This is a genomic window from Nocardia sp. NPDC006982, assembly GCF_042869435.1.
Classification (GTDB): domain Bacteria; phylum Actinomycetota; class Actinomycetes; order Mycobacteriales; family Mycobacteriaceae; genus Nocardia.
In genome coordinates this window covers 788668-815630 of sequence record NZ_JBIAFV010000002.1, presented here as the reverse complement: position 1 = coordinate 815630, position 26963 = coordinate 788668, and the positions used below count along the sequence as shown (strand labels likewise).

The 26963-nt window shown below is 66.2% G+C and carries 31 protein-coding genes; 19 read left to right on the top strand and 12 right to left on the bottom strand.

What is annotated here, in order from left to right; genetic code table 11:
• Positions 1-176: 176 nt before the first annotated feature.
• The 5 genes from ACFYOW_RS12650 to ACFYOW_RS12630 all read left to right on the top strand — a co-directional run bounded on the left by ACFYOW_RS12650 (position 177) and on the right by ACFYOW_RS12630 (position 4553).
• On the top strand, positions 177-938 hold the full coding sequence (locus ACFYOW_RS12650; protein ID WP_387287223.1) for a DUF2470 domain-containing protein: 762 nt from the start codon (positions 177-179) through the stop codon (positions 936-938).
• Positions 939-1089: 151 nt separating this feature from the next.
• Positions 1090-1878 carry a CPBP family intramembrane glutamic endopeptidase gene (locus ACFYOW_RS12645; RefSeq protein ID WP_387287220.1) on the top strand — a complete coding sequence of 263 codons (789 nt, stop codon included), beginning with the start codon at positions 1090-1092 and terminating at the stop codon, positions 1876-1878.
• Positions 1879-1985: 107 nt separating this feature from the next.
• Positions 1986-3374 (top strand): LCP family protein, encoded by a 1389-nt coding sequence (locus ACFYOW_RS12640; protein WP_387287218.1) that lies wholly within the window; start codon positions 1986-1988, stop codon positions 3372-3374.
• 10 nt (positions 3375-3384) lie between these two features.
• Positions 3385-3933: a ferritin gene (locus ACFYOW_RS12635; RefSeq protein WP_387287216.1), complete on the top strand. Its 549-nt coding sequence runs from the start codon at positions 3385-3387 to the stop codon at positions 3931-3933.
• Positions 3934-4004: 71 nt separating this feature from the next.
• Positions 4005-4553, top strand: coding sequence for a ferritin (locus ACFYOW_RS12630; protein ID WP_387287214.1), 549 nt, complete (start codon positions 4005-4007; stop codon positions 4551-4553).
• A gap of 248 nt (positions 4554-4801) precedes the next feature.
• Here ACFYOW_RS12630 and ACFYOW_RS12625 read toward each other — a convergent pair whose 3' ends face one another.
• From ACFYOW_RS12625 to ACFYOW_RS12610, 4 genes are all read right to left on the bottom strand, one after another.
• Positions 4802-5725, bottom strand: coding sequence for a DUF5926 family protein (locus tag ACFYOW_RS12625; protein WP_387287212.1), 924 nt, complete (start codon positions 5723-5725; stop codon positions 4802-4804).
• A gap of 79 nt (positions 5726-5804) precedes the next feature.
• On the bottom strand, positions 5805-6572 hold the full coding sequence (locus ACFYOW_RS12620) for a glycerophosphodiester phosphodiesterase (protein WP_387287210.1): 768 nt from the start codon (positions 6570-6572) through the stop codon (positions 5805-5807).
• Positions 6569-7597, bottom strand: a complete 1029-nt coding sequence (locus tag ACFYOW_RS12615; RefSeq protein ID WP_387287208.1) for a DUF4328 domain-containing protein — start codon at positions 7595-7597, stop codon at positions 6569-6571. The genes ACFYOW_RS12620 and ACFYOW_RS12615 overlap by 4 nt, the downstream gene beginning before the upstream one ends.
• Before the next feature lie 17 nt (positions 7598-7614).
• On the bottom strand, positions 7615-7986 hold the full coding sequence (locus tag ACFYOW_RS12610; protein WP_040685721.1) for a rhodanese-like domain-containing protein: 372 nt from the start codon (positions 7984-7986) through the stop codon (positions 7615-7617).
• 529 nt (positions 7987-8515) lie between these two features.
• Between ACFYOW_RS12610 and ACFYOW_RS12605 the strand changes: the two genes are divergently transcribed.
• Positions 8516-9127 (top strand): hypothetical protein, encoded by a 612-nt coding sequence (locus tag ACFYOW_RS12605; RefSeq protein ID WP_387287206.1) that lies wholly within the window; start codon positions 8516-8518, stop codon positions 9125-9127.
• A gap of 50 nt (positions 9128-9177) precedes the next feature.
• Here the strand turns inward: ACFYOW_RS12605 and msrA are convergent, their stop codons facing one another.
• Positions 9178-9885, bottom strand: a complete 708-nt coding sequence (gene msrA, locus ACFYOW_RS12600; RefSeq protein ID WP_387287512.1) for a peptide-methionine (S)-S-oxide reductase MsrA — start codon at positions 9883-9885, stop codon at positions 9178-9180.
• 284 nt (positions 9886-10169) lie between these two features.
• On the opposite strand from msrA, the gene ACFYOW_RS12595 reads away from it, so the two are divergent.
• From ACFYOW_RS12595 to ACFYOW_RS12585, 3 genes are all read left to right on the top strand, one after another.
• Positions 10170-10793, top strand: coding sequence for a superoxide dismutase (locus tag ACFYOW_RS12595; RefSeq protein ID WP_063044086.1), 624 nt, complete (start codon positions 10170-10172; stop codon positions 10791-10793).
• 171 nt (positions 10794-10964) lie between these two features.
• On the top strand, positions 10965-11492 hold the full coding sequence (locus tag ACFYOW_RS12590) for a hypothetical protein (RefSeq protein WP_040685718.1): 528 nt from the start codon (positions 10965-10967) through the stop codon (positions 11490-11492).
• A 460-nt stretch (positions 11493-11952) separates the two neighbouring features.
• Positions 11953-12669 carry a TMEM165/GDT1 family protein gene (locus ACFYOW_RS12585; RefSeq protein ID WP_387287204.1) on the top strand — a complete coding sequence of 239 codons (717 nt, stop codon included), beginning with the start codon at positions 11953-11955 and terminating at the stop codon, positions 12667-12669.
• A gap of 407 nt (positions 12670-13076) precedes the next feature.
• Here the strand turns inward: ACFYOW_RS12585 and ACFYOW_RS12580 are convergent, their stop codons facing one another.
• Both ACFYOW_RS12580 and ACFYOW_RS12575 read right to left on the bottom strand, forming a co-directional pair.
• On the bottom strand, positions 13077-13751 hold the full coding sequence (locus ACFYOW_RS12580) for a TetR/AcrR family transcriptional regulator (protein ID WP_387287202.1): 675 nt from the start codon (positions 13749-13751) through the stop codon (positions 13077-13079).
• Entirely contained in the window at positions 13748-14671 is a 924-nt protein-coding gene (locus ACFYOW_RS12575) for an SDR family NAD(P)-dependent oxidoreductase (RefSeq protein WP_387287200.1), read from the bottom strand. Before ACFYOW_RS12575 ends, ACFYOW_RS12580 begins: the two co-directional genes overlap by 4 nt.
• A gap of 175 nt (positions 14672-14846) precedes the next feature.
• Here ACFYOW_RS12575 and ACFYOW_RS12570 point away from each other — a divergent pair, with 175 nt between their 5' ends.
• Positions 14847-15614: an SDR family NAD(P)-dependent oxidoreductase gene (locus ACFYOW_RS12570; RefSeq protein ID WP_387287198.1), complete on the top strand. Its 768-nt coding sequence runs from the start codon at positions 14847-14849 to the stop codon at positions 15612-15614.
• Positions 15615-15678: 64 nt separating this feature from the next.
• Here the strand turns inward: ACFYOW_RS12570 and ACFYOW_RS12565 are convergent, their stop codons facing one another.
• From ACFYOW_RS12565 to ACFYOW_RS12550, 4 genes are all read right to left on the bottom strand, one after another.
• On the bottom strand, positions 15679-16497 hold the full coding sequence (locus tag ACFYOW_RS12565) for a methyltransferase domain-containing protein (protein WP_387287196.1): 819 nt from the start codon (positions 16495-16497) through the stop codon (positions 15679-15681).
• 91 nt (positions 16498-16588) lie between these two features.
• Positions 16589-17080: a GNAT family N-acetyltransferase gene (locus ACFYOW_RS12560; protein WP_387287510.1), complete on the bottom strand. Its 492-nt coding sequence runs from the start codon at positions 17078-17080 to the stop codon at positions 16589-16591.
• A 114-nt stretch (positions 17081-17194) separates the two neighbouring features.
• Entirely contained in the window at positions 17195-19150 is a 1956-nt protein-coding gene (gene htpG, locus ACFYOW_RS12555; protein ID WP_387287194.1) for a molecular chaperone HtpG, read from the bottom strand.
• 21 nt (positions 19151-19171) lie between these two features.
• Positions 19172-20845, bottom strand: a complete 1674-nt coding sequence (locus tag ACFYOW_RS12550) for a TM0106 family RecB-like putative nuclease (RefSeq protein ID WP_387287508.1) — start codon at positions 20843-20845, stop codon at positions 19172-19174.
• Between the two features lie 409 nt (positions 20846-21254).
• Here ACFYOW_RS12550 and ACFYOW_RS12545 point away from each other — a divergent pair, with 409 nt between their 5' ends.
• The 9 genes from ACFYOW_RS12545 to rraA all read left to right on the top strand — a co-directional run bounded on the left by ACFYOW_RS12545 (position 21255) and on the right by rraA (position 26624).
• The gene (locus tag ACFYOW_RS12545) at positions 21255-21905 is read left to right on the top strand and encodes a DUF6474 family protein (protein ID WP_387287192.1); all 651 of its coding nucleotides are present in this window, start codon (positions 21255-21257) and stop codon (positions 21903-21905) included.
• Positions 21906-21913: 8 nt separating this feature from the next.
• A complete protein-coding gene (locus ACFYOW_RS12540) occupies positions 21914-22453 on the top strand; it encodes a hypothetical protein (protein ID WP_387287190.1) in 540 nt (179 codons plus the stop codon).
• 42 nt (positions 22454-22495) lie between these two features.
• The gene (locus ACFYOW_RS12535) at positions 22496-23155 is read left to right on the top strand and encodes a YcnI family protein (protein WP_387287188.1); all 660 of its coding nucleotides are present in this window, start codon (positions 22496-22498) and stop codon (positions 23153-23155) included.
• Entirely contained in the window at positions 23152-23709 is a 558-nt protein-coding gene (locus ACFYOW_RS12530; protein WP_387287186.1) for a copper resistance protein CopC, read from the top strand. Before ACFYOW_RS12535 ends, ACFYOW_RS12530 begins: the two co-directional genes overlap by 4 nt.
• Positions 23710-23722: 13 nt before the next feature.
• The gene (locus ACFYOW_RS12525; protein ID WP_387287184.1) at positions 23723-24661 is read left to right on the top strand and encodes a copper resistance D family protein; all 939 of its coding nucleotides are present in this window, start codon (positions 23723-23725) and stop codon (positions 24659-24661) included.
• A 57-nt stretch (positions 24662-24718) separates the two neighbouring features.
• A complete protein-coding gene (locus ACFYOW_RS12520) occupies positions 24719-25177 on the top strand; it encodes an SRPBCC family protein (RefSeq protein ID WP_387287182.1) in 459 nt (152 codons plus the stop codon).
• Positions 25178-25221: 44 nt separating this feature from the next.
• Positions 25222-25602 (top strand): DUF5313 family protein, encoded by a 381-nt coding sequence (locus ACFYOW_RS12515; protein ID WP_063044102.1) that lies wholly within the window; start codon positions 25222-25224, stop codon positions 25600-25602.
• A 63-nt stretch (positions 25603-25665) separates the two neighbouring features.
• Positions 25666-26031 carry a DUF5313 family protein gene (locus ACFYOW_RS12510; protein WP_063044103.1) on the top strand — a complete coding sequence of 122 codons (366 nt, stop codon included), beginning with the start codon at positions 25666-25668 and terminating at the stop codon, positions 26029-26031.
• A gap of 104 nt (positions 26032-26135) precedes the next feature.
• A complete protein-coding gene (gene rraA, locus ACFYOW_RS12505; protein WP_387287180.1) occupies positions 26136-26624 on the top strand; it encodes a ribonuclease E activity regulator RraA in 489 nt (162 codons plus the stop codon).
• Between the two features lie 4 nt (positions 26625-26628).
• On the opposite strand, the gene ACFYOW_RS12500 is transcribed toward rraA, so the two are convergent.
• Entirely contained in the window at positions 26629-26850 is a 222-nt protein-coding gene (locus ACFYOW_RS12500; RefSeq protein ID WP_387287178.1) for an RNA-binding S4 domain-containing protein, read from the bottom strand.
• Positions 26851-26963 lie beyond the last annotated feature (113 nt).

The following is a 26963-nucleotide window of genomic DNA, read 5'->3' as shown; positions in this document are numbered from 1 at the left end:
GCCTGCTCGCGAAGGATGGCGGCAAGGGGTGGGCGCGCGCCGCCGGTGCTGCCGCAAGTCGGGGCTCAGGGCGGGGAATTATCGGGATTCGGGTGCTGGGAGCGGTTGCGGAAAGCGAGAGTCTGACTTAGCTTAGGGTAACCTAATTGCACCGCGTGACTCGTATGGAGGCCTGCATGCTGAAGCCGACTGTTGCACCGTCAACCGCTGAGCGGGTTCGGAGTGCGTGCGCCCATGCGGAGCAGGCGGTATTGGCGATGCCGGGTATTGATCCGACGCCGATTTCGGTGCATCACGTGCGGCAGTGCGGGGATGCGGTGATCGCGGTGCCGACCGCTTCCATGGCCGCGGTCTTGGCCGGGAATTCGGGTGAGAGCGGTGCGCCGGCGGTGCTGGAGCTGACCGATCATGCGCCGCTGCCGCTGCGGGAGCCGGTGCGCGCGCTGGTGTGGCTGCGCGGGTGGGTGCGGGCGGTGCCGACGCAGGCGCTGCGGGCGCTGGCCGCCGAGGTCGCCAAGGATCATCCGCATCCCGACCTGCTCGATGTCGGCCACGGCGCGACCCTGTTGCGCGTGATGATCAACTCCGCGGTGGTGGCCGACTCGGCCGGCGCCGAATCCGTCTGCGTCGACGAGCTCCGACTGGCGCAACCGGATCCGTTCTGCGCACTGGAATCCGCCTGGCTGCAGCATATGGATGCCGACCACGCCGACATCATCGCCCAACTCGCCCGCCACCTCCCGCCACGCCTGCAGACCGGCGCGGTGCACCCACTGGCCATCGACCGCTACTGCGTGACCCTGCGTATCGAAGGCCACGACGGCGACCACGACTTCCGCCTCCCCTTCAACGCCCCCGCCGAGGACATCGAATCCCTCGGCCGCGCCGTCCGCACCCTCGCAGGCTGCCCCTTCCTGAACGGTCTGCGCCGCATCTGACGCGCCCAGCGCCCGTCGGAGCAGCGGCGGGCAATCGAATCCCTCGGCCGCGCCGTCCGCACCCCGCAGGCTGCCCCTTCCTGAACGGCCTCCGCCGCATCTGACGCGCCCAGGCCCGGGCCGGAACGGCGCGGGCAATAGATTCGGACGCATGCGTGCTGAGACCGGTGCCGGGGACGAGCCCGAGCTGACCGATCGGGAGCGGCTGGGGATTCGGCTCGAAATCCTGGTCGTTCTGGTGGTGACGTTCGGGCTGAGTGGGTTGAATGCGGCGCTGTCGTTGCTCGAGAGCGCGCTGTCGCCGGGCGGGGTGGGCGGGCAGACCGTCGCGCTGAATCCGACGCGGGCGGCGCAATCGACCATCGACCTGCTCTTCCAGTTGCTCAGTGCGATGCGGCTGGCCGGGTGGGGTGCGCTCGGGCTGTATCTGTTGTGGCGCAGTGGAATAGGGCCGCGGATGATCGGATTGGCCAGGGTCCGTTGGCGTTCCGATGTGCTGCCGGGACTGATCCTCGCTGCGGTCATCGGGCTACCCGGGCTCGGGCTCTACTTGGCCGCGCATGCGCTGGGGTTCAGCGTGACGATCGTGCCGAGTTCACTGGGTGACCACTGGTGGCGGTTGCCGGCACTCATCGTGTCTGCCTGTGCGAATGCGGCGGCCGAGGAAATCCTGGTTGTGGCCTATCTCATCACCCGACTGCACAGGCTCGGCTGGTCGGAGAACCGGTCGCTGCTGGCTTCGGCGCTGCTGCGCGGGAGCTATCACCTGTATCAGGGCTTGGGCGGCGGGCTCGGCAATCTGGTCATGGGTGTGATTTTCGGCCGATTCTGGCAGCGCACCAACCGGCTGTGGCCGCTGGTGCTGGCGCACGCGACGATCGATGCGGTCGCCTATATCGGCTATACATTGCTACGCGGTCACGTTTCCTGGTTGCCGTAACACCCGCCGGTCCCTGCGGCGAATTATCGACAAGCGCTCACTCGAGCGCACCAACTTCCGGCCGCTCGTCAAGCCCCCGACGGCCCTCGAACAGTAGAGTCTGTGTGATGAACGGCGACGACCCCCAGCGCTACGACCGGACGCGCCGGGAGCCGCAACCCTTCGGAAATCCCGGTGCGCCATCCATGCCGCCGCAGCGGCGCGACCCGCATCCGCCGGGTCGTCGCGGACCCGGTCCGGACCCGAGGCATATCGACCCCACCAAGGTCATCCGCCGCGACGGGTCGAATTATGCACCGCCGCTGGCATATTCGCAGGTACCGCCCGAAACGCGGATGCCGCCGCGCAATTCCCGGCCACCTCATGCGCCGACGCAGCAGCCGCAGCCGTATCACGAACCCCAGCCTCGCGGCGTTCCCGGCTATGCGCCGCCGCAGCAGCCGGTTCCCCACCAGGACCCGCGGAACCTGCACCCGCGCCGCAAGGAACCCCCGCCGCCGCCATCCCTGCCGCCGTCGCGCCGCGACCGCGAACCCCGTCCACCACGCCGTCGTCGCAAACGGCACCCCTTCCGCTGGTTCCTCGTGCTGTTGGTGGCGCTGGTCCTCGCGGTGGTCGGCGCCGTCATCAAACTCGACGGTTCGCTCAACCGGATCGACGCGCTCGCCAACTACTCCGACCGCGTCGGCGATACCCCGGGGACGAACTGGCTGCTCGTCGGCTCCGACGGCCGGGCCGGACTCACGGCCGATCAGGAACAGGAACTCGCCACCGGCGGTGAGGTCGGACCCGAGCGCACCGACACGATCATGCTGGTGCACATTCCGAAATCGGGGGCGACCACGCTGGTCAGCCTGCCGCGCGACTCGTATGTGAGCATTCCGGGCCACGGCAAGGACAAACTCAACGCCGCCTTCGCCTTCGGTGGCGCACCGCTGCTGGTGCAGACCGTCGAAACCGCGACCGGCGTGCATATCGATCACTACGCGCAGATCGGATTCGGCGGCTTCGCCGGCATCGTCGATACCCTCGGCGGCATCGATCTCTGCGTGCCCAAGGCCATCGACGATCCGCTCGCGGGCATCAATCTGGCTGCCGGCTGCCAAACCCTGGACGGTCCGCAGGCGTTGGGCTTCGTCCGCAGCCGTGCGACGGCCCTCGCGGATATCGACCGGATGAACAACCAGCGCCTGTTCATGGCCGCCCTGCTGAAGAAGGCGACCAGCGCGGGCACGCTGGCCAATCCGTTCACGCTGTGGCCGCTGGCCAGCGATACCGCGAAATCGCTGAAGGTCGACAAAGGCGATCACATCTGGAATCTCGGCCAGCTCGGCTGGGCGATGCGCGGCGATACCGTGGCGACCACCGTCCCGATCGGCGGCTTCACCGATACCGATAGCGGAAATGTATTGCTGTGGGATAAGCAACGTGCGGGTCAATTCTTCGACGACCTCGCGAAGGACCAACCTATCCCGGACGATCTGCTCACGAGGTAGCGTCGGGCCTATGCCCGATACCGATGCCGACGAGCCGTTCCCGGACCTGTTGCGCGACCAGATCCGTCGTGGCTTCACCGCCTCACAGCAGTATCTGGCGGCGGCGGTCTACTTCGATTCGAATCGCCTGCCGCAGTTGGCCAGACACAGCTACGGCAAATCCGCCGAGCACCGCTCGCACGCCCTGCGCATGGTGCAGTACCTGCTCGACCGCAATCTAGAAGTACAGGTAGGCGGCCTCGACGACGTGCGATCCACCTTCGAATCACCGCGCGGCGCCGTCGTTTTTCTGCTGGAATCCGAGCGCGCCCGCAATGCGCAGATCACCGAATTGGCCGGCACCGCGCGGACCTCCGGCGACTACCTCGGCGAGCAATTCATCCAGTGGTTCCTCAAGGAGCAGGTGGAGGACGTCGCCGGGATGACCACCCTGCTGACCGTCATCGACCGTGCCGCGGGCGATCTGTTCGATGTCGAGGACTTCATCGCGCGCGAGCTGCGCACCACACCGCGCGCCGATATTTCCGCTCCGAGAATGGCCGGTGCTGCCAAGAATTAATTAGGCAACACTAGCCTCAATAAGGCTGCACTTGGATGACACGCGGCATGACCAGCGCTAATGTCGCAACTATGTCCAGCCATCCGGAGTCTCCACGCAGCAAATTTCACGGCCTGCTCCACGATCAGATCCGGCACGAATTCAATGCCGAGCATCAATACATCGCGATCGCGGTGTGGTTCGACAATGCGGATCTGCCGCAGCTGGCCAAGCGTTTCTATGCGCAGGCGGTCGAAGAGCGCAATCACGCGATGATGATCGTGCAGTACTTCCTGGACCGGGATATCAGCGTCGAGCTTTCCGGCATCGACGCCGCGAAATCGCATTTCGAGAATGCACGTGAACCGATCGCGCTGGCCCTCGCGCAGGAAAAGAACGTCACCGAGCAGATCATCCAATTGGCGAGCACCGCCCGCGAAGAGGGCGATTACCTGGGTGAACAGTTCATGCAGTGGTTCCTGAAGGAGCAGGTGGAGGAAGTCGCGAATATGACGACCCTGCTCACCATCGCCGATCGTGCCGGGTCGAACCTGTTCGACCTCGAGGGTTTCGTCGCTCGTGAAATGAGTGGTCCGAGCGATGCTTCCGGCGCTCCGTCCACTGCGGGCGGCAGCATCTAATTCACGATTCCCATAGCGGAATCAGGGCCGGCTCGTCACGACGAGCCGGCCCTGTCGATTTTATGCAGCGCTCAGGGAACTGAGCAGCGTCTTGAGTAGCGCCAGAATGGCTTCCATGATGGTCATACTTTCCTCATCTTTCGGTGAGACTTCGCTCACCACCACCAGCTTTCGGTGATGCAGAGAACCTAACCGAGGTTGATTAGAAAGGAGGGTGTTTCACAAAATTCCCTGTAATTTTCTGGAAATCACCGGAGGGTGACCTGACGCGACCGCAGCCCATCGCGGGAGCGGCGCTCCTCCGCCGAGAGCGCGGTGTCGTCGGCCAGCGCCGCCGCCAGGCGTTCCCCGAATTCGATCGCCGGTTTGGTCCACTCGCTGGCGTGCAGTTCCGGATCCAGGTCGAATACCGGTACCAGTAGGCCGTGCGTGCGGAACGAGCCCGCGAAACGGGAGCCATCGCCGAGATGCAGTCCGCCCGAAGCATGCAGCCGCGCGAGCGCCAGCATCAGATCGTCCTCGTTCTCCGGGCGCACCCAGCGCAGATGCGCCTTATCACCGGCGTCGACCCACCAGCCCGCGCCGATCGCATCGGGGCCGAGATCCAGTCGCGCGGACGGCATGATCGCCTGTTTGGCCTGTTCGATGGTCGCGGCGACCTGCGGATCGGGCTGCACGCCCTCGGGTACCCACCAGTCGAAGTCCTGGTGCACGGTCAGTTCCAGCTGTGCGTCCGCATCGATCACATCGGCTAATCGCGGTCCGCCCTCGGCACTTTCGGCCACGGTCAGCGATTCACCGGGTTCGGCGGACTGCGTCCACAGGATCGCCGCCGCGATATCGGCGGCCGGATCCGGACCTTGGAATTGCACCTGCGTGGCGACGTATCCGATCGGCGGCTCGCCCGCCCGCACCAATCCGGCGACCGCGCCCGGCAATACCGTGGCCAGCACGACGGAACGCTCCGCGGCGATATCGGACGACAGCGGCAGCGTCGCGGTCGCCGACGGCACGAATTCGCGCAGCGCGACCAGATCGCACTCCGCGGCCAGCCCTTCGAACGGACGCGCACCGGACTGCGCTGCCTGCAGTTCCAAGGCCGCCCGCCGCTCGGCGAGACGCTGGGCCCGGTTCCCTCCGGGCTTCGGACTATTCCGCTTACTTTTACCCACGGCAGGTCAAACTACAGGGTCGAACGCGGGATGTGCTGCGCGCCGCTCTGTCTGATTCGCAGCTGTTCGGGCGGGTAGATCAGGCCGCGGCCAGTAGTGCCTTGGTACGGGCCGGGTGGTTGGTGGCCACCCAGCTGACGCCCAGGTCGGCGCACAGGCGCACATCGTCGGGATCGTCCACCGTCCAGCAGTAGGTGGCGCGGCCCGCGGCGGCAGCCTTGTCGACGAGGTCCGGATGTTCGCGCAGGGTTTTCACCGAGGGACCGACGGCCGTCGCGCCGACCGTGGTCGCGGCGCTGCCGCCCAGGTAGCGCGATGATTCACCGAGCAGGACAGTCGGCAGCAGCGGTGCGGAACGGCGGATTCGCCAGACCGCGGTGGCCGCGAAGGACATGACGACCGCACGAGAATGATCGGCGGAGGCGGGGGTGGCGATGCCGAAGCGCTGGAGTTCGGCGAGCAGCTTGTTCTCCACCAGCGCGCCGTAGCGCACCGGATGCTTGGTCTCGATGAACAGCTTGGTCGGCCTGCTGCGCCAATCGAGTACCAGCTCGATCAATTGACTGAGGGTGAGTACCGATGCGGGTGCGCCGTCGGCCCCGAAGTCGAGTCCCTCGAGTTCGTCCAGGGTCATTTCGCTGACCAGTCCGGTGCCCGACGAGGTCCGGTCTACGGTGCGGTCGTGCACACAGACCAGATGTCCGTCCCTGGTCAGCCGGACATCGCACTCCACACCATCGGCGCCCTCTTGCAGCGCCAGTTCATACGCGGCGAGCGTATGTTCCGGGAGCGCCGCCGATGATCCCCGGTGCGCGACGACGAACGGTGCGCGACTGCCCTGGCTCACTTGGCCGAAACCTCCTCGTACTCACGGTGCGGTGTACTTGTTTCGAGTGCGACGGGCTGTTTCGCCGCGCCGCCACCGGGCTGCACCGGTTCGATGACGGGCGCCGCCGGATCGACGGCGATCACCCACCGGCGCGCAATCCTGGTGCGGCCGAACAGATCCCGGCCCGACATCGACCGCTGCACCCAGAAGGTCAGCACCGCGACCCCGGCCGCGACCAGATCGGTGAACGCGGTGAACAGCACACCGTCCGCCTTGGCCTGCAGGGTATCCGCGTTCCGCCACAGCAGTGCCGCCACCGTGCAGCCCGCGCCGAGCACCCAGCCAACCCACCAGATGCGCACGGCCCGCAGCGTCCGCGGATCCGGACGCACGGCGACCGTTTCGGTGAGAAATACACCGGGCCACAACAGATTCACCACCGGTATCAGACAGCCGAGTGCGAGCGTCCGGACCAAGCGCGGGTCACGGCGGCCGACCGCGGCGAAGGCGGCCCGACGCGTTTCGATCAACCAGCCGAGCATCGCGATCGCGGTGATCAACCCGAGGGCGAGGCCGACCAATGCCGAAAGCCACACCATGGCATCGGAGATGTGCAGCAGCCACGACGGAATCAGCCGGGTGCGGTTGCGCAGCAGGATCAGATAGCGCCCGAGTTCGGCGCAGGCGGCGATCGCGAAAACCGTCGCGGTCGCGATGAGTAGCGCACCGGCCCTATTGGTCAGCCGGTCCAGCGGCCGTTGTGACGCAGGCGCGGACTCGACCGGTGGATCCAGTAGGCCCCAGCGCGGAATCTGCTGGTAGCGCGGCATTTCCACCGACGGACGCGGCCGACCGGAGCTCAGCTTGCGGGTGCGCTGATCGGGACGGCGGGCCACCCAGCGGTAGTTGCGCCGCTCGGCGGGGGCGTCGATGGGCGCCGGTGACAACAGCACGCCACGGCAGCGCGGGCACCAGTGCATCGGCGTCGTCTGCACGGCCCAGCGCGCGCCGCAACGCGCACAAGGTTGTACCACCGTACTCACGGCGCCCCTCTCTTTCCTCAGTAGATCTTCGCCTGGTGATCGCCGTCCGCAACCAATGGTCGACCCACCCGCTGCCATGCCACCATGCCACCGCTGACATTGACCGCGTCGTATCCGATGTGCGCCAGGTACTTGACCACCTCGATGGATCGGCCGCCCTGGCGGCAGATCACATATAGCTGGGCGTCGTAGTCCAGCTCGTCGACGCGGGCGGGCACGTCTGCCATCGGAATGTGGATCGCCCCGGGCGCATGTCCGAGCTGCCATTCGTCGTCCTCGCGCACGTCGAGAAGAATCGCCGCCGGGGCGTCCGCCGCGACACGCTCGGTCTTGTCGAATTCGTCCGGTACGGCTTCCACCGGCACCGACGACACTTCGGGGCTCGTCACGCTTCGATCCTGCCATGGGTGGCGCACCACCGGGGAGTTCCGGCCCCGCTATGCCGGTGACCCACAGGCACTTCACGGCCTCGACATCGGCACGTTACCTCGGGTATGTTCTGTGCTTCTGGATCCTGTCCGATGCCCCGCTCCGGGGGCCGCTTGTGCATATCTCGGTCAAAGTTATCCACATAATCCACAACTTGATCCACAGGGCCAGCTATCTGACAGCACACCAATCATGGATATCGACTATCCAGCAGCTGTCGATCTACAAGGGCTGATGCGCCGGAACCGGATCGAACGGGCGATCCCGAAAGATTTGCTGTAGCAGGTCGCGGTACGAACGACCGATCCGAGACTCCCCTCCTTGCCATCCCGGAGCGGTCATTCGCCGCTGCTTCGGGATCTGAGGCTGTGCAGGTCCCGATATCTACTTGGACGCCGCCGGTCGCGGATCGGTTCCCCAAAAAAACCAGAACACCAGCGAATAACTGAAATACCGGGTTCCCGCAGGTGCTGTCGGTAGCCTGGATGCATGAACTTGAGCAGGGGGCTACTCGACGGAATGGAAACAACAGCACTCAACACAGCACTCTCCGAAGCCACATGCCTAGGCGTGGAGGTCGATACATCGAACGCACGATTGAGCCTCGACCTGGAAGTTCTGACGCTTCCGGCCGAGGGCCCCGCGCCCGAGGACTATCGCGTGAAGTTGACATTCACCGGTGTCGGTCGAGTCGCGGCCTCACTGCGCATTCAGGAGTGGGACGACGTGGCGGCCAGGGTGCTGCCGCTACAGCTGGACAAACTGGACACGGCCATCCGCAGCTTCGGCGGCGGTCGGCTGCACGGCTGGGAATTCATCGACGTGGACGAAAGCGGCTGGGTGCACTGGAGTGAACTGCTCAGCTTCGACACCCGGATCGACTCCCACGCCACCACGCACGTCATCGAGTTCTCCCAGGAGGAGGGCATCGACCCGCGCGAACTCGATGTGCGGGTGTGGTTCGACGACATGACGATTCACGATGCCGATGGCGCCGAAATCCCGCTGAAAGAGTTCATCGCGGGAGGGGTGCGCTGGTGGAAAGCGCATGACGCGGGCGATCCGCGGACCCTGCGCGCCGGAATCGTGCCGCAGCTGTAGTCGGTGCACCTCGAACCGCGCACCCGGTCATCGGGTGTGCGGTTCTGTTTTCAGGCACCCAGTCCGGCCGGACAGCTGACGCCGGTGGCGTGCACGGGGCAGTAGCCGCCGGGATTCTTGGCCAGATACTGCTGGTGGTAGCTCTCGGCGTAGAAGAATTCGGGCAGCGCCCGCAGCGGATCCGTGCCGCCCTGTCCGGGCAGTTCGGTGATCTCCGTGGTGATCTCGCCGTAGCCCGCGGCAGCAAGCCGCTCACCGAAGGTCTGCGCGGTGCTGTGCGCGAGCCGCGCCTGCGCCGCGTCGACGGTGAAGAGCGCCGAGCGGTACTGGGTGCCGCGATCGTTGCCCTGCCGCATGCCCTGGGTCGGATCATGGTTCTCCCAGAACTGGCGCAGCACACCGGCGTAGCCGATGACGTTCGGATCGAAGACGATCAGCACCGCCTCGGTATGGCCGGTGCGCCCACTGCAGACCTCTTCGTAGGTCGGGTTGCGGGTATAGCCCCCGACGTACCCGACCGCGGTCGTGAAGACACCGTCGAGTTGCCAGAACTCCTGTTCCGCACCCCAGAAACAGCCCATGGCCACCACCGCGACCTGCAGACCTTCCGGAAACGGCGGATGGATCGGCCGCCCGTTCACATAATGGATATCCGGGACCGATATCGGGTCGGGACGACCGGGCAGCGCTTGCGCCGGCGTCACCATCGCCGGCTCGGGAAGACGGACCCGTCCGACCAGTTCGTCGTACCAGGACATGGTGCTCATCCGCCTCTCCGCGTATTCAGGCCATACGAGTCGAGTGCCGCACAGCCTGATCTCAGGTCCTGCGTGGGGTGCCCAGCCGACTTTCGGACGTGTCCGGCGAGTTACCCATGTATTCACGAAATCAGTCGTACCGTCAGTTGTCCAGCGCACTGCGCAGGTTGCCCCGGCGGAATGTGGGGGCAAGGAGCGCGGTTGCAAACGAGCGGGTGTACGAATGATGGTTGAGTGCGTTCGAGACGGCGGGCGCACCCGGCCCGACATTAGGAAGGGACATCGTGGCTGAGTACACGTTGCCAGATCTGGATTACGACTACAGCGCCCTGGAGCCCCATATCTCCGGACAGATCAACGAGATTCATCATTCCAAGCACCACGCTGCCTATGTCGCCGGCGTCAACACCGCGCTGGAGAAGCTCGAGGCCGCACGCGAGGCGGGCGACCACGGCGCGATCTTCCTGAACGAAAAGAACCTGGCCTTCCACCTGGGCGGGCACGTCAACCACTCGATCTGGTGGAAGAACCTCTCCCCCAACGGCGGTGACAAGCCGACCGGCGAGCTGGCCGCCGCGATCGACGACCAGTTCGGTTCGTTCGACAAGTTCCGCGCGCAGTTCACCGCAGCGGCCAACGGCCTGCAGGGCTCCGGCTGGGCGGTGCTCGGCTATGACACCCTCGGCCAGAAGCTGCTGACCTTCCAGCTCTACGACCAGCAGGCCAACGTGCCGCTGGGCATCATCCCGCTGCTGCAGGTCGACATGTGGGAGCACGCCTTCTACCTGCAGTACAAGAACGTCAAGGCGGACTACGTGACCGCGTTCTGGAACGTCGTCAACTGGGAGGACGTGCAGGAGCGCTTTGCGCGCGCCGTCGGCCAGGCCAAGGGCCTCATCTTCGGCTGAGCTTTTACCGCCTGCGAGCCCGCGAACCGACCGGTTCGCGGGCTCGTTGCGTTCGTCGTGTCCGATTAGCACTCTTTGGTACTTGTGTGCCAACCGAGTTTTGACGCATCCTCGAGAATCCACAGTTCGAGGACGGGCAAAGCCGCCCCCGGTTCGATCACGGGAGGCATCATGCATACGAACGGACCCATCGGCATCACGCCGTTCCAGGCCCGCGGATCACTGCGGGGGTTCGTCATCTCCGGACGTTGGCCCGACACCACCAAGGAATGGGCGCAGGTACTCGTGCTCGCCGTGCGGGTGGCCTCGTATCCGGGCCTGCTGACCACCTCGACCGTCTTCGGTGTGCGCGAGGAGCTACCGGACGATCCGGCGCCGGGCACCGTCGGGCTGGTCCTCGCCGAGGGTCCGGTGCTCGGTGACCAGGCACTGGAACCCGGCCGGTTCGCCGATCATGTGCCGCCGGCGCTGTTGATGTTGCACCCGCCCTCGGAAACCCGGCCGTCGCTGCCGGAATGCGTCGGCGTGGCATCGGGCTGTGTGCTCCTGCCCGGCGTTCCGCATCTGGGATTGGAGCATCGGGCGGCGTGGGCGGAGGCCGAATCCGACGGCACCGTCACCTCTTTGGTGAGCCGGGTCGGCCTGGATCCGATCAGCGATCCGGATACCGCGGTGCTGGCCATGCTCCTGGCCGCCTGAACCACTCTTCGCCTAGCCCGCTGCGCCGAGCGAGCCGCTGCAATCGGACGGCATCCCCGGGGCAGAGCTGTCCGGTGCCGAGCAAGCCCGGGTAGTAGGTCGCGACCGGTATGCGCTGATTGCCAAGGGCTAGCTCACTTCTGGATAAGCGCGTGCTGCCGGATCGGTCAGGGCACCCGAAACTCGATAGTTGGATCACCAAACTTATTGTGCGCATTGCGATTTCGATTACAACGGCTTGGCGTGAGTATGGCTGCGGGGGTACAGTCGATGACAGCGAAGGGGAGTAGCCCGCAATCGCGCTGTCGACATACTGGTCCGCCGCCCCATGAGGGCGCGTACCCGGCCGCGTGAACCGGCGTAGATCCGGTGGGCGAGACCTTCGGCCGAGACAACCATTTCGTTGTCGGCCGGAGGCGTAACCCGATCTCCCGGCCGGCAGGCCGGGAGCGCAGACCACATGATCGCGACGATATTGCTCAGCGTCGGAATCGTCTTTCTCGCCGAGTTGGGTGACAAGTCCCAGCTGATGGCGTTGACGTTCGCGCTGCGCTACCGCTGGTGGGTGGTGCTCGGCGGCATTGCGAGCGCGAGTGCGGCGGTGCATCTGATCTCGGTCGGTGTCGGCTATTTCGTCGGTGCCGCGCTGCCCACCCGGGCCATCACACTGGTCGCCGCGCTCACCTTCCTGGCCGTCGGCCTGTGGACCCTGCGCGAACATTTCGGCAGCGATGATGCCGAGGCCGAACCCAAGCCGCCGCGTTCGACGACCGCGCCGTTCCTCGTGGTCCTCTCGGCCTTCCTGCTCGCCGAACTCGGCGACCGGACCATGTTCGCCACCGCGGCCCTGGCCACCGACAAGAGCTGGATCGGCGTCTGGATCGGCTCCACCATCGGCATGGTCGCCGCCGACGCGCTCGCCATCGCCGCGGGCATCCTGGTCGGCAAACATCTCCCGGAACATGTCATCGGCATCTGCTCCGGCCTGCTGTTCCTCTACTTCGGCACCGCGAGCCTGCTCGCCGCCGCCCTCCCCAGCCTCGGCATGCTCACCGGCGGCGCACTCGCCACCCTCGCCCCGGCCACCGCAGGCATCGCCCTGCTGATTCGATCGCGGCGCGCACGCCGAATTTCGGAACGCACCCCGCTCGCCGAGCCCGCCGAAGAGATGCGCTGACCGGGCACTGCGGCTCGCCCACAGGCAGCCAGCCTTTATAGGAGAGGTCTCGGGCTCGGCACCGCGCCGAAGCGGATCGACATCCAGGCAAGCGGTGTCCACGCGGCTTGTCTTTGGGCATAATCGGCCCGGCTGCACGCCGCCCAGGGCCGCAAGTATCGGTCAGTCCGCTGCAGCTAGGCCCGTACTTCCGACTGAGGCGGCATCGCCTCGCCGTCCAGATCACCGCTACCGCGCAGTTCGGCACACGTCCCGAACGCCCCGGCACCAGAAGCCGACAGATGCACTGATCGGTCACGCTCTGGGCTAGCGGTCTCGACTCGCTTGCCCTTGGACATCATCGGCCCGAACTGCATGCCGCCGAGCGCCGCAAGTGGGCCAACCGTGGACCGTCTGCCTGCTGCCGCTCAGGCGCGTACTTCGGACTGACGCAGCATCGCCTCGCCGTACAGATCACCGCTGCGGCGCACCAGGTCGAGTAGGGGTTCACGCAGTGCTCGGAGGCCGGGGAGGTCGTCGACGGCTATGCGGGCGGTGACCATGGCGCTGACGGCGGCGGCGAGGGTTTGGCAGGCGAAGCGCTGTTGGTCGGTGCGGGCGTCGAGGACGTCGGCGATCATGGCGACGAATGATTCCTGCAATTGAGCGCGGCGGGCGACCGCCTTCGAACCCACCGCGTAGACCTCGACGAGATAGAGGCGGGCGTAGGCGGGCTCGGCGATGAGCCCGTCGAAGTAGGCCTCGAGGATGCGGCCCATCCGATCGGGATCGGCCGGGTCGGCGGCATCCCGCGGATCACCGCTCATCGCATTCGCGATATTCGCGATCAGCAGTTCGACGGCCCGCTCGTAGGCGGCCTCGAAACAATCCTCCTTGGAACGGAATTGCTCGTAGAAGGTCTCCCGCGAAACCCCGGCCCGCTTCAGGATGACCGCGACCGAGGTCCCGACGTATCCGTTCTCGACCATGGCCTCGGCCATCGCGCTCAAGATCCGCTCGCGCTGCGAGGCGATCACCTCCTCCCGCGGCAGGCCGTGACGCCCCCGTGGGAGTTGGCGTGCGCTGCTTGCGGATTCGGTCATTCAGTGGCTCCGAGGGTCGGGCGGGCGATATCCGGCTGCGCCGGTCGCTCCATTTTGCGGGGTCGGGCCGGTTGGTCGGTGGTGAAGGGTGCTTCCTCGGTGCGCGCGATCTCCAACGCCCGTGCCACCCCGCGCCGCAGCGCGATATCGATGACCCGCTGGGCGATCGGCCGGAACGGCAGCGCCACCGCCACCCACCACGGCGATACCACCTGACGTTTGCGCCGGGCGATGGCGCGCTCGACCACATCGATCGCGGGTCCGAGCGGTGCGACTCCCGACACCGTTGACCGGCCGAGAATGGCCCGCGCTGCGGCGGTGCCGAAGCCGCGCGTGGTCATATCGGTATCGAGTTCGGCGAAATACGCGACTCCGACCTTCGCGCCGGTGTGCCTGACCTCGTGCCGCAACGTATTGCCGAGCGCCTCCACCCCGGCCTTCGACGCGCTGTATGCCCCGACCAGCGGCAGATTCACCGCGGCCGCCAGCGAAGAGATGACCAGCGCATACCCGTCCGGATGACAGATGTGCGGTCCAGCGGCACGCAGCGTGTAGTAGACGCCGAGCACATTGACCGCCAGCGTCTCCTCCATAACCGTCGGATCCCCGCCCAGCAGCGGCAATTGCTTGGCGATCCCGGCATTGGCCACCACCACATCCAGCCCGCCGAGTTCGGTGACCAGCGTGCTCACCACCCGCTCCACCTGCCGGTGATCGGCGATATCGCAATAGCGCCACGGCGCGTCACCGCATTCGTGCGCCACCTCCGCGAGCAGATCCGCCTCCAGCCCGAGCAGCGCTACCTTCGCCCCTTTCGCGTGCAACTGCCGCGCCAGCGCGGCGCCGATGCCGCGCGCCGCGCCGGTGATCAGAATCCGGCGCCCGGCGACGGGCGCGGCGGAAAACACGCGATGCTGCATAGCTGCGACGATACCAGCCGCGAACACACATGTTCGCAAATAATTTCCCGTTTATCCGACAGTGCTATGTAGGGCGGGCATCGGGTCGAGGGAGCCGTGATCGGCCTCTCATACCGCACCGGTTAGGGTGCAATTGACGAAGGGCCAACTGGCTGTCACGAACGAGAGGACCATCGTGGAGATTTCGGGTTCCGCCGCCATCATCACCGGAGGCGCATCCGGCCTCGGCGCCGCCACTGCCAAGCGTTTCGCCGATCTGGGCGCAACCGTCTTCGGACTCGACGTACCTCAATCCATCGAGCGCGCCGGGGACAACGTGCCCGACGGCGTCACCCTCATCCCCGCCGACGTCACCAGCAACGACGAGGTTGCCGCCGCCGTTGCGGAGGTCGTCGATTCCGGTGCGCCGCTGCGCATCGTGGTGAACTGCGCCGGTGTCGGCTGGGCCGGCCGCATCCTGTCCAAGAACGGCCCGCACGATCTGGAGCTGTTCCGCACCGTCATCACCGTCAACCTGCTCGGCACCTTCAATGTGATGCGCCTGGCCGCCGACGCGATCGCCAAGACCGACACCGTCGACGAATACGGCCAGCGCGGCGTGATCATCAACACCGCCTCGGTCGCCGCCTTCGAGGGCCAGATCGGCCAGATCGCGTACTCGGCCTCCAAGGGCGGCGTGCACGGCATGACCGTCCCGGCCGCGCGTGACCTGGCCCAGTTCGGCATCCGCGTGAACACCATCGCCCCCGGCATCATCGACACCCCGATGCTCGCCGGCGTCACCGAGGAGTACCGCAAGGGCCTCGAGGCCGGTGTGCCGTTCCCGTCGCGCCTGGGCCGCCCGGACGAGTACGCGCAACTGTCGCAGTACATCGTCGAGCACGACTACCTCAACGGCGAGACCATCCGCATGGACGGCGCCCTGCGCATGGCTCCCCGCTGAATAGTCTGCGTCGCAAGGCAACTACGCCCCGTCATCGGCTGGATGGCGGGGCGTTTTTCGGCTGTCAGAGGGTCGGTTTGTGGCCGATGCCGAGGAATGCCGTGGTGGACAGGGGTTTGTTCGGGCGGTAGTTGACGGCGAGGTAGGCACGCATCAGGGCGACGCGTTCGGCCCACACCTGCTCCCCGACGGTGCGGCGCATCAGCAGCAGAGGAGCGCTGCTGCGCACCATGGTCTCCCACATCTGGTCGGAGTCGGCGAAACCGATCGTGCTGGTGTGGCGTTGGATGCTCACCCCGGCGAAGCCCGCGATGCGCATCTCGGTCGCGAAGACCTCGGGATTTTCCAGGTTGAGAAAGTTGGGCTGGGGTTCGGAGATGGTCGGATCGGCGGCGGCGAAGGCACCGAACATCATTCGCATGAGCGTCGATTCGGCCACCGGCGCCCAACTCGACACCACGGCGGTGGCACCGGGACGCAGTACCCGGAACAATTCCGCGAAGCCCTTGGCCCGATCCGGGAAGAACATCAGCCCGAACATCGAGAAACCGGCGTCGAAGCTGTCGTCATCGAACGGCAGCGCCTGCCCGTCCCCCACCCGCGTTTCGATATTGGTCAGCCCAGCTGCCCTGGCATCCTCAGCGAGTCGCTGGATCATCGGCTCGGAGAAGTCGATGGCCGATACCTGTGCCACTCGTTCGGCGGCGGGCAGACTCAGCGTGCCCGGCCCGGCCGCGACATCGAGCACATGTGATTCGGCGGAAAGACCGGCCAGTTCTAGTGCGCGAGCCGAGAAGGGCGCCATGATCGCGGGTCCGAATTCGGCATATCCGTCGGCGACGAGATCCCACGGTTCGGCGGCGGCAAGCGGGTTACCAGACATCAGCTGACGATCCTTTCGACCGTCCAAGGCTAACCGGGCAGCACCCCCGGAACCCCCCAACTCCGGCCGATCTCGCTGTGCGCCAAGCGGATCAGATCTTACGTTCGAAGGTGATCAGATGATGGCCCGGTCCGTTGTAATCACGCACCGGCCCGGCGACGGTGAAGCCCAGATGCCGATGGAAGCCGATCGACGCGTCATTGCCGGGCGCGGTGATCGCCTTCACGATGTGCCGGTCATTCGCCCTGGCGATCGCGAAGAACCGCTCGTACAGCTCGCGCGCGAGGCCGCTCTTGCGGGACTGCGGGTCGACGCCGACGAAGTGGATGTAGGCCTCATCGGATTCCGACGGCGAGAGGAAGCCGATCAGGAATCCGGCCAGCCATTCGGTCGGCTCCCGCCATCCGGCGCCGGGCACCTCGGCGACCAGGCTGGTTCGGTAGAAATGATCGAGGAACAACCTGGGCAGGTGCGGTAACACCGAGCGTCCCCACCAGTCATCGATGACGGTGGCGATGGCGTCGTAGTCATCGGCACGTGCGGCCCGGATGACCGGCCCGTTCGCATTCGGCACGATATCCATTCTCCTCAGCACGCCGCGTTGCGCGGTGTTGGCCTGATCACGCTCGGCCATCACATGCACAGAGACCGTCTCGCACGATGTGCGCGACGGCCACTGGTTATGTGACGGGTTTCGTCAGAGCGTGCGGGTCAGGCGCTCGGTGAGGATCTGGGCAAAGTGGGCCGGATCCTTCAGTTCGCCGCCCTCGGCGAGAACCGCTGTGCCGTAGAGCAATTCGGCGGTCTCGGTGAGTTCGGGAACCTTGCCCGCGTCGGCGTCGTCCCTGCGGGCGTCGTAGGCGTCGCGCAGACCGGTGACCAGCGGGTGGGTCGGGTTGAGCTCGAGGATCCGCTTGGACTCGGGCACCAGCTGACCGGAGGCGCGGTACATGCGCTCCAGCATCGGGGTGAAGTCGAAGACATCACCGACGAGGCAGGCCGGCGAGGTGGTGAGCCGGTTGGTCAGGCGCACCTCCTTGACATGGTCCAGGTTCTTGCCGAGCCAGGCGAGCAGTTCGGCGAAGTCCTTGTCCTGCTGTTCACGCAGCGATTCGGTGGCCTTCTTCTCCTCCTCGGTCTCCAGATCGACCTCGCCCTTGGCGATGGACTGCAACGGCTTACCGTCGAATTCGGTGACCGAACCGACCCACATCTCGTCGACCGGATCGGTCAGGATCAGCACCTCGCGGCCCTTGGCCTTGAAGGCCTCCATATGCGGCGAGCTTTCGACCTGCTGCCGGGTCTCGCCGGTCATGTAGTAGATGGCGTCCTGACCGTCCTGCATCCGCTCGACGTAGGCCGCGAGGGAGGTCAGCTCTTCCTCGGAGTTGGTCGAGGCGAACGAGGAGACCTGCAGCAGCGTCTCGCGGTTGTCGAAGTCCGAGAGCAGGCCCTCCTTGAGAACGCGCCCGAACTCCTTCCAGAACGTCTGGTATTTCTCCTGATCCTCCGCACCCTGCAGTTCCTTGACCGTCGAGAGCACCTTTTTCACCAGGCGCTTGCGGATCATCTGGATCTGCCGGTCCTGCTGCAGGATCTCGCGGGAGACATTGAGCGACAGGTCCTGCGCGTCCACCACACCCTTGACGAAGCGCAGGTATTCCGGCATGAGCTCTTCGCAGTTGTCCATGATGAACACCCGCTTGACGTAGAGCTGGACACCGCGCTTGTGCTCGCGGGTGAACAGGTCGAACGGCGCATGCGAGGGAATGAACAGCAGTGCTTGGTACTCGAAGGTGCCCTCGGCCTTCATCGGGATGATCTCCAGCGGATCGTCCCAGCCGTGGCTGACGTGCTTGTAGAACTCCTTGTACTCCTCGTCGCTGACCTCGCTCTTCGGGCGGGTCCACAGCGCCTTCATGGAGTTGAGGGTCTGCTCCTCGAGAATCGTCTTCTCGGTCTTCTCCTCACCCTCCCCCTCGGTGACGGTCCGCTCGACCTGCATGCGGATCGGCCAGGCGATGAAGTCCGAGTACTTTTTGACGATCTCGCGGAGCTTCCACTCCAGGGTGTAATCGAAGAGGTGATCGTCCTCGTCGGGGGTCTTGAGATGCAGCGATACGGCGGTGCCCTGCGGGGCCTCGTCGAGGGTTTCGATGGTGTAGGTCGAGCTGCCCGCGGCCGACTCCCAGCGGGTGCCCTCGGTCTCGCCCGCCTTGCGGGTGGTGAGGGTGACCTTGTCGGCGACCATGAAGGTCGAATAGAAGCCGATGCCGAACTGGCCGATCAGCTCCTCCGCGGCGGCCTCGGATTTCGCCTCGTTCAGTTTCTTGCGCAGCTCCGCGGTGCCTGATTTGGCCAGTGTGCCGATCAGATCGACCACCTCGGCGCGGGACATGCCGATGCCGTTATCCCTGACGGTCAGGATCCGGTTGTCCTTGTCGACCTCCAGCTCGATATGTAAATCGGCGGTGTCGACGTGCAGATCCTTATCGCGGAAGGACTCCAGCCGCAGCTTGTCCAGCGCGTCGGAAGCGTTCGAGATCAGCTCCCGCAGGAACGTGTCCTTGTTGGAGTAGACCGAATGGATCATCAGCTCGAGCAGCTGATGGGTTTCTGCCTGGAACTCGAGTTGTTCGACGTGCTCTGTCACGTCGCGATGGTACCGCCGCGCCTATCCGACGTCCGCCGACATCTGCCCGAAGTCGGCCAAGCCGGGCACCTCGATGTCGGCGCGGTGGGGGTCATCCGCCCGTGTGGGCCGGGGATGCATCCATTCGCGCAGCACCATGGTGGCCCGCACATCGTCCTCGTTGTACTCGAGCAGCCGGGTGCGCTGACTCAGCTCGGGTTCGCCCTCGTAGCCGACGGCCAGCCGATACCAGCTCATCGACGCCTCGCCGCCCGCCTCGGGATCGCGCCAGGAGAACCCTGCCACCGGCGCGATCTTCTTGAGCCCCTTGCCGTTCGGGCAGATGAACTGATCGGAGACGGCCTGGAACATATCCACCCACTGTGGTCCGTCGACGAAGGCGCGCACCTGATCGACCGTGGGCACCCCGGGCTTACCCGCGAACCGGCGCGCCGATTCGTAGAGCCACTTGTCTTCGGCCGTGCGCGAATAGCAGTAGGCGGCAAAGGTTTTCCCGGCCGCGACGGCCTCGGCGCGCACCGTCATCAGCCAGGTCCAGAATTCGCCGAAGGAGCGGCCCTCGTCCTCGGTGGGCAACGGATCCCAGGTGACGAACGGGCGGTACACGCCGTCGAGCAGCGTGCCCCACAGGTATGCGCCGTACTCCTGGAAGCTCTCCAGATCGACATCCACCTCGACATCGGCCCGGCGCACCCAAACCCGCTCGACCCGGCGCACCAGCGGCGCACCAGCGAGCCAGGCGCGGGCGGTCACCACGGCCTCGTCGAACGGGCCGTGCTGCCAGTCCTCCGGATCGTCGCCTACCCAGGCGGCCAGATCGTCGATCGTCTCGACGCCGTGTCCGCGCAGCACCTCCGCGCGGGAACCGGGCGCGACCAGGCTCACGTCCCGGTGCTCGGCCAGCCAGCTCTCGCAGCTGTGACCCGCGACCTGCGTCTCGTCGGCGGGTGCCTTGCGCGTCCACCACGGGCACTGGCGGCATTCGGGCACCTTCGACGGAACCGTCGGCAATTCGCCGCGTACCACCGCGATTCGATCGGCATAGCGCCGGTCGTAATCGGCGAGCAGCGGGCCGAGATCGTGTACCAGGATGCGGTCGAAGTGGTAGCCGATCACACCGCCGACCAGCGCCGGACTGGCCAGACCGTGCCGCTGCAGCATGCGGTACAGATGTGCGAGCCGCTGTTGATCGCGGGGCTGCTGGCGCAGTTTGCGATGCGGATCAGGTTGCGGATCCCAGTGATACGGATCCGAAGTGGTCGGGTGGAAATCGGCCGGTTCGGGCTGGCGCGGGTCGGTGACCTTGTGATTGACCACGATAACCGGGATGTAGCCGCCGCGATCGCGGTCGAGCAGCAGGATCTCCGAACCGCCGCGGCGGCCGGTATCCGGTTCCTGCGGCAGCAGTCCGCCCCAGATGTGTTGTGTGCCTTCGGTACACGCGCGCATGGTGGCCGCGGCCCGCTCCCCCGCGCGCAGCGTCGGATCGATCACCACCCAGTTGTCCGGATCCGCGGCGATCAGCGCATCACGCACCCGGGTGCGATGCGCGGTCGCGGCCTCCCGGCGCTGACGGACCCCGGCATCCTCGATCACCCCGGTCAGCAGGTTCGGATGCGCGGCATTCAAATGCAATCGGTGCCGACACCCGATCAGGGCTCTGGCATCGACGAATGCGGTCGGCTCGGCGGGCATCGACGCAGCACTCACCTCGGCCTGCCGCTCGTCGGCTACGCCTTCGTGATTGCGACCGTCGCGGTCACCGCTGCCCGAATACACATACGCAGTATGGTCCAGACCCCTGACAACTCTTTGAACCGCATGACACGGTCGGCGCGCAAGTCACAAGTAGCCATTGAGTCGCCTGGTACACCGGTGAGCGGCGTGGTAGACCTGTGCCTGGTAGACGGGCAGCGAGATGGTTCAATATCAACGCAGCCCGTTCGGAGCGAGTCTTACGAGCGACGTTCGCGGCCCGTCTCGCGACCGAGCGGTCGAAGCGCATGCGCCGTAGGCGCGAGTCTCGACCGCTCGGACGCGAGACACCGGGGGCCGCGAACACGCCGCGCCGCAGGCGCGGCAAATTGGACACAGGAGGGCCTCGATGGGGTTGTTCACGAAGCGCAAGCGGCGGCCGAGTCGCAGGGCCGAGGCGAAGGCCCTCAAGCACAAGGCCGCCATGGAGGCGAAACTCGGCGCCAGGAACGACCGCAAGGCCCGCCGCGCGGAGGCCCGCACCCAGGCCAAGGTCGCCAAGGCGCAGATCGCCACCTTGCAGGCCGAGGAGAAGGCCGCACTGAAGCTGGCCGCCAAGGCCGAGCGGGATCCGTTCACCGCGAGCCAGGTCCGCAAGTACCTCGGTGTCGCCCGGGTGCTCGTGCCCGTACTCGCACCGCTGGCCTATCGCGCCGCGACCTACATCCGCGGCCGGATCGATACCCGCCGGGCGCATCAGCTGGGCATCGGCGTCGAACAGCTCGGTGATTTCAGCGGCCACGGCGGTCGGCTGCAGGCGCGGATCTCCAATACCGAAGCTGCCCTTGACAAAATCGGCACGCAGTCCGGCGACAAGGCGGGCAAGGGCGAGACCCAGAAATTCGTCACCGCCACGCAGGATCGACTCGGCAATCTGACCGCCGCGATTCGGACCGCGGAGCAGATGCCCGCACCGCGTCGTCGCGCCGTACACGCGTCGATCTCGAGCGAGCTGTCCGGTATCGAGGCCGACGTCTTGGCGCGCCTCGGCGTCAGCTGATCCATCCGATGTCTCCCGGCCAGCCCTCCGGCAGCCCGCGTGGCTGTCTGGTCGGCGGCATGGTCGGTGCGCTCGCCATCGCCGCACACGGTGCGGCCGGTGGCGGATTTCCGGATTCGGCTGACTCCGCACTGCTGCTGCTTGTTTCGGCATTGACGGGTTGGGCCGCGGGACGGCTGCACCGGGGCACCATCGGGCATTGGGCCGCGCTCGGTCCGCTCGCGCTCGGACAGTTCGCCGGACATGCGGTGCTATCCGGACTGATCGACCACACCCACAGCCACAGCGCCGTACCGCAAGTCGACCCATATCTGCCCACGGGCTGGATGTTGTCGGCGCACTTGATCGCGACGCTCGGCTGCGCCGCACTGATCCTGCTGGCCGAGCGGCTCTATGCGTTGGCGTCCAGCGTCATTCGCGCCGTTTCCGCAGCCGGATCACCGCTCGCCGTCAACCGCCCACTCCGCTGGTCCGACCCGATTCTCCGGCACTACCGCTTTCATCCGAACGGCGCGATCGGTCCGCGCGCGCCACCGGTGTCGGCCTGACCCGCCACACCCAAACCCCTTCGGACAGAAAGCACTTCACCCATGCGTACGCAGATCACGCGCGCCTGCACAACGGTCGCCGCCGCCGGTTTCGTTCTCCTCGCGGGCGGCACCGCCTCCGCACACGTCACCGCCGACGCGCCCGGTGCGACACAGGGCGATTACTCGGTGATCACCTTCAAGGTCCCGACCGAATCGGAGACCGCGAACACCACGGCGCTCACCGTCGCCCTGCCCAACCTCAAGAGCGCCCGCACCGAGCCCATCCCGGGTTGGAACTCCAAGGTCGACCGCAATGACAAGGCCGAGGCCACCTCGGTCACCTGGACCGCCGATCCCGGCACACCCGGTGTGCGTCCCGGCCAGTTCCAGCGCTTCGTCCTCTCGGTCGGCCCGCTGCCGGCCCAGGCCGAGGTCAGCTTCCCGGCCACCCAGACCTACAGCGACGGCAAGGTCGTCAAGTGGGATCAACCGATGGGCTCCGACGGTTCCGAACCCGAGCATCCGGCACCGATGCTCACCCTCGCGGCGGCCTCCGGCGACGGCCATGACGACCACCACGTCGGCAGTTCGGACGCCGCCGCGGAGAAGTCGAAGGACACCGACAACACCGCGCGCTGGCTCGGCGGCATCGGTCTCGCGCTCGGCCTGCTCGGCGTGGCGCTCGGTCTGGGCAATGTGATCCGCGGACGCCGGGCATGAGTGGCATCGCCATGCGTCGCACGGTCGCCGGGCTGGTCGCGGGCCTGCTCTTGCTGAGCATGGGCGCGCTCGCGGCCGGAACGGCGGCAGCCCATTCGACGCCGGTCAGCAGCGTGCCCACCGACGGCGCGAGCATCGAAACCGGTCCGGAGCGGGTGAGCATCACCTTCAACGAGCCGCTGCAGGAAAGCTTTCCGGCACTCACCGTGGTGGGTCCGGACGGGAATCTGTGGTCCAAGGGCGATCCGAAGGTGGACGGCCCGACGGTGAGCGTCGCGGTCGGCGAACTCGGCCCGACCGGCGTCTACAAGATCGGGTATCGGGTCACCTCCGCCGACGGTCATCCGGTCAAGGGCGAGCGGACCTTCACCCTCACCAAGGCGGGCAACGGTACGCCCGGCCCCAAGGCCGACAGCCGACACAACTCCGGTGGCAGCGCCGATGATTCCGGCGGAATTCCGCTGTGGGTCTTCATCATCGGCGCGGTCGTCCTGTTCGGCGGTGGTCTGGCATTCGCCCTGTACGGCGGCAGGAGCCGCAAATCGCAGCGGTGAGAAGAGCACACGGGTGAACAAGGTGCAGCGGACGACCGGCGGCGGAAATGTGCAAGCGCTGCTGCTGGTCGTCCCGGCCGGGCTGCTCGGGGTGGCGCTCGCGCTGATCCTGGCTGTCCCGTCTCCCGCGCAAACCGAGAGCGTCATCCGGGTGCTGGCGGACTGCACCGGGGCCACGGTGCTCGGACTGGCCGCATTGCCCCGACTGCACGATCGGCTCCGGCCGCCGTGGCGGACGCTCGCGGTACTGGCCGGGATCTGGTGTGTCACCGAATTCGCGGTGCTCGTCTTCGAGGCGGCCGCCGTCGTCGGCGTACCCATCGGCAAGCTCAGCGCAAGGCAGTTCGGCAATTTCCTGGTCGAGATCAGCGGTGGTCAGGTCGGCATCGCGGTACTGATCGGCAGCGGTGCGGTCGCCTGCTATTCGGCGATGGCGTTCCGGCGGCCGGAGACCGCGTCGGCCGATCTGGGGCTGGTCTTCGCCGCGGTGGCGCTCGCACTGCGGCCGATCACCGGGCATATGTCGCAGCAGCCGTTCGGCTCGGTGCTCGCGGCGGTGCACGCACTGGCGGCGGCGTCCTGGTTCGGCCTGCTGGTCGCGCTGGCGCTGGTGGTGCGCACCCGCGGTGAGTGGGCGGTGACGCTGCCGCGGTATTCGGCGGTGGCGCTGCCGCTGGTCGGCATCGTCACGGTCACCGGCCTGGTCAACGGGTTGGTGCGGGTCGGCGGGATCGCCCCGTTCGTGACGACCGGCTACGGACGCATTCTGCTCGCGAAAACCCTTGTGCTGGTTGGGTTGCTGGCGCTGGGCTGGTGGTGGCGACGGACCTGGGTACCGCAGGCGACGGGACATCGAATGCCCGCCGAGGCATCACTGCGACGCGCGATCATCGAGGTGGCAGTGATGGCCGTGGCCTTCGGACTGGCCGCGACCCTGGCGGTAACCGCCTGACGCTTGCAAATGCAAGCACTTGCGGCCGGGCTGTTAGCAACCCGTTACAGTTGTGCCATGACCGTGGTGAAGATCGTCGAAGACTGTGTGGCATCGGCCGAAACAGCCTTCGCGTACGTCAACGACTACCGGAATCTGTCGCGTTTCATCACCGAGGTCCAGGACTTCACGCCGATCACCGATCAGGTCGAGGGCGTCGGCGCGACCTTCGACGGCACCATCAAACTCGGTCCCGCCGCGCTGCATTCGCGCCTGCAGGTCGTGCGGTGGGAAGAGAACTACGCGATCGCGGTGAAGTCGATCAAGGGTTTCGAAATCGAATCCACCTTCCTGTTCCACGCCAAGGGCACTGATAGCTGCACGGTCGACGCGATCGTCGACTATCGCGTGCCGGGTGGAATCGCGGGCAAGGTGCTCGGCAAGACCATCGAGCCGTTCGTCAAGCTCGCCGTCAAACACTCCACGCACAACCTGACCACCCAGATCGCCGAATTCCACGCCAGCAGGCAGGGCTAGCCAGACCTTGTCCGGGCCGGTCCGGCCGGAGGATGCTGTGCACTATGGCTGACCGCACGACACCGACATTCCCGCAGCGCATCGCCTACATCTGCGGGCGCACGCTGCCGGAGTCGATGTCGGCGTGGGTGCTCGAGGATCTCACCGGCCCCGGTGCGGCACGGCGCTACCTGATGCGCTTCCTCATTCCGATGATTCCGGTGCTGAGCTTGTTCCTGCTGGTACCCGGACCGAAATGGATGGGCCTGGCAATGATGGCCCTGCTGTATCTGCCGCTGATCTATTTCACCGCGGCGCTGATGTATGTGTATCGCAGGGCGCGTCTGGTCAAGCACGGCTTGGATCCGGCATTGGCCGACGCCACGTCCAGGAAGCGCGCGGAGACCGAGCGGCTGGCCTATGAACGCCGCCACGGTCGCGCCTGAAGTCGACTGCCGAATATTCGCCGAACCTGGCCGTGACGCATCTCACGGGCATAGCCTGAACATATGAAGCGTCCCACGTTAGGCCAACGGATCGCTTACGATCTCGGCCGCGAGCTCCCCGAGGAGCTGCACGAGTGGGTCATCCACGACCTCGTCGGGCACGGGGCCATGGAACGCTACCTCGTCCGCTTCCTCGTACCGTTCATCCCGTTCTTCGCGCTGTGGTTGCTGTTCCCCGGCCCGATGGGGTTGAAGATCGGCATGATCGTGATGATGATCGTGCCGCTGATCGTGTTCACGGTGTCGCTCAGTTACGTCTGGCGTCGGTTCCGGCTGAGCCAGCACGGCATCGATCAGGGGTGGATCAACCACAACAAGATGCGCGAAACCGAGCGGATGAAATACGAGATGCACTACGGGCATCGATAGCGACTCGCCCGAAAGGGTCAGCTGGCGGGTTCCGTATGCACGAGCCGGGCAGACCGGGTGGTCCGTTCGGAGTCGGCCGCAGCCCGAACTCTAAGCTGACACCCGTGACGGAATCGCAGAATATTGTTGCCACCGCGGACCTCGCCGACGAGATCGGCCCCGAAATCCGTAGCTGCGATACGCAGTTCATCCAGTTCGGCGGGCGCGCGGAGTTCTCCGGGCGCATCACCACGATCCGCTGCTTCCAGGACAACCTGCTGGTCAAGCAGACGCTGGGCGAGCCGGGCAACGGTGGCGTGCTCGTCGTCGACGGCGACGCCAGCGTGCACACCGCACTGGTCGGCGACATCATCGCCGGACGCGGTGTGGCCAACGGCTGGTCCGGCGTCATCGTCAACGGTGCGGTGCGCGACTCGGCCATCCTCCGCACGCTCGATATCGGCATCAAGGCGCTGGGCACCAACCCGCGCAAGAGCACCCAGACCGGCACCGGCGAGCGCGATGTCCCGGTCGAATTCGGCGGTGTCACCTTCGTGCCCGGCGATATGCTCTACAGCGACCACGACGGCATCGTGGTCCGTGCCGAAGACTGAGCGGCTAGACCGCCGACACCCTGGCCCGGTGACCGGCGATGGCCACAATGTCGCCGACATGCAATTGCCGTCCGCGGCGCAGTTCCACCTCCTCGTTCACCCGTACCAGACCCGCGGCGATCACGGTCTTGGCCTCCGATCCGGAATCGATCAGATTGGCCAGCTTGAGGAACTGACCGAGTCGAATGACGTCGTCATCGATCGGCACATCGACTGCATCGGACATGGGATACATCCTTACTCCGTCGCCGTCGAACCGGAAATCCAACCCCCACGCAATCGACCGACACACATGGATGACGCTCCGATAACCGACATGCCCGGGTGGTCTTCGAGCAC

Excerpts from the sequence above, each read along its gene's own strand:
- ACFYOW_RS12500 (WP_387287178.1), bottom strand. The coding sequence starts at position 26,850 with ATGTCCGATGCAGTCGATGTGCCGATCGATGACGACGTCATTCGACTC.
- ACFYOW_RS12580 (WP_387287202.1), bottom strand. The coding sequence starts at position 13,751 with ATGACCGAATCCGCAAGCAGCGCACGCCAACTCCCACGGGGGCGTCAC.
- ACFYOW_RS12530 (WP_387287186.1), top strand. The coding sequence starts at position 23,152 with ATGAGTGGCATCGCCATGCGTCGCACGGTCGCCGGGCTGGTCGCGGGC.
- ACFYOW_RS12560 (WP_387287510.1), bottom strand. The coding sequence starts at position 17,080 with ATGGATATCGTGCCGAATGCGAACGGGCCGGTCATCCGGGCCGCACGT.
- msrA (WP_387287512.1), bottom strand. The coding sequence starts at position 9,885 with ATGTCCTGGTACGACGAACTGGTCGGACGGGTCCGTCTTCCCGAGCCG.
- ACFYOW_RS12575 (WP_387287200.1), bottom strand. The coding sequence starts at position 14,671 with ATGCAGCATCGCGTGTTTTCCGCCGCGCCCGTCGCCGGGCGCCGGATT.
- ACFYOW_RS12630 (WP_387287214.1), top strand. The coding sequence starts at position 4,005 with ATGTCCAGCCATCCGGAGTCTCCACGCAGCAAATTTCACGGCCTGCTC.
- ACFYOW_RS12650 (WP_387287223.1), top strand. The coding sequence starts at position 177 with ATGCTGAAGCCGACTGTTGCACCGTCAACCGCTGAGCGGGTTCGGAGT.
- ACFYOW_RS12535 (WP_387287188.1), top strand. The coding sequence starts at position 22,496 with ATGCGTACGCAGATCACGCGCGCCTGCACAACGGTCGCCGCCGCCGGT.
- ACFYOW_RS12545 (WP_387287192.1), top strand. The coding sequence starts at position 21,255 with ATGGGGTTGTTCACGAAGCGCAAGCGGCGGCCGAGTCGCAGGGCCGAG.
- ACFYOW_RS12515 (WP_063044102.1), top strand. The coding sequence starts at position 25,222 with ATGGCTGACCGCACGACACCGACATTCCCGCAGCGCATCGCCTACATC.
- ACFYOW_RS12520 (WP_387287182.1), top strand. The coding sequence starts at position 24,719 with ATGACCGTGGTGAAGATCGTCGAAGACTGTGTGGCATCGGCCGAAACA.
- ACFYOW_RS12640 (WP_387287218.1), top strand. The coding sequence starts at position 1,986 with ATGAACGGCGACGACCCCCAGCGCTACGACCGGACGCGCCGGGAGCCG.
- ACFYOW_RS12590 (WP_040685718.1), top strand. The coding sequence starts at position 10,965 with ATGCATACGAACGGACCCATCGGCATCACGCCGTTCCAGGCCCGCGGA.
- ACFYOW_RS12540 (WP_387287190.1), top strand. The coding sequence starts at position 21,914 with ATGTCTCCCGGCCAGCCCTCCGGCAGCCCGCGTGGCTGTCTGGTCGGC.
- ACFYOW_RS12605 (WP_387287206.1), top strand. The coding sequence starts at position 8,516 with ATGAACTTGAGCAGGGGGCTACTCGACGGAATGGAAACAACAGCACTC.
- ACFYOW_RS12635 (WP_387287216.1), top strand. The coding sequence starts at position 3,385 with ATGCCCGATACCGATGCCGACGAGCCGTTCCCGGACCTGTTGCGCGAC.
- ACFYOW_RS12550 (WP_387287508.1), bottom strand. The coding sequence starts at position 20,845 with ATGCCCGCCGAGCCGACCGCATTCGTCGATGCCAGAGCCCTGATCGGG.
- ACFYOW_RS12565 (WP_387287196.1), bottom strand. The coding sequence starts at position 16,497 with ATGTCTGGTAACCCGCTTGCCGCCGCCGAACCGTGGGATCTCGTCGCC.
- ACFYOW_RS12510 (WP_063044103.1), top strand. The coding sequence starts at position 25,666 with ATGAAGCGTCCCACGTTAGGCCAACGGATCGCTTACGATCTCGGCCGC.
- ACFYOW_RS12645 (WP_387287220.1), top strand. The coding sequence starts at position 1,090 with ATGCGTGCTGAGACCGGTGCCGGGGACGAGCCCGAGCTGACCGATCGG.
- ACFYOW_RS12585 (WP_387287204.1), top strand. The coding sequence starts at position 11,953 with ATGATCGCGACGATATTGCTCAGCGTCGGAATCGTCTTTCTCGCCGAG.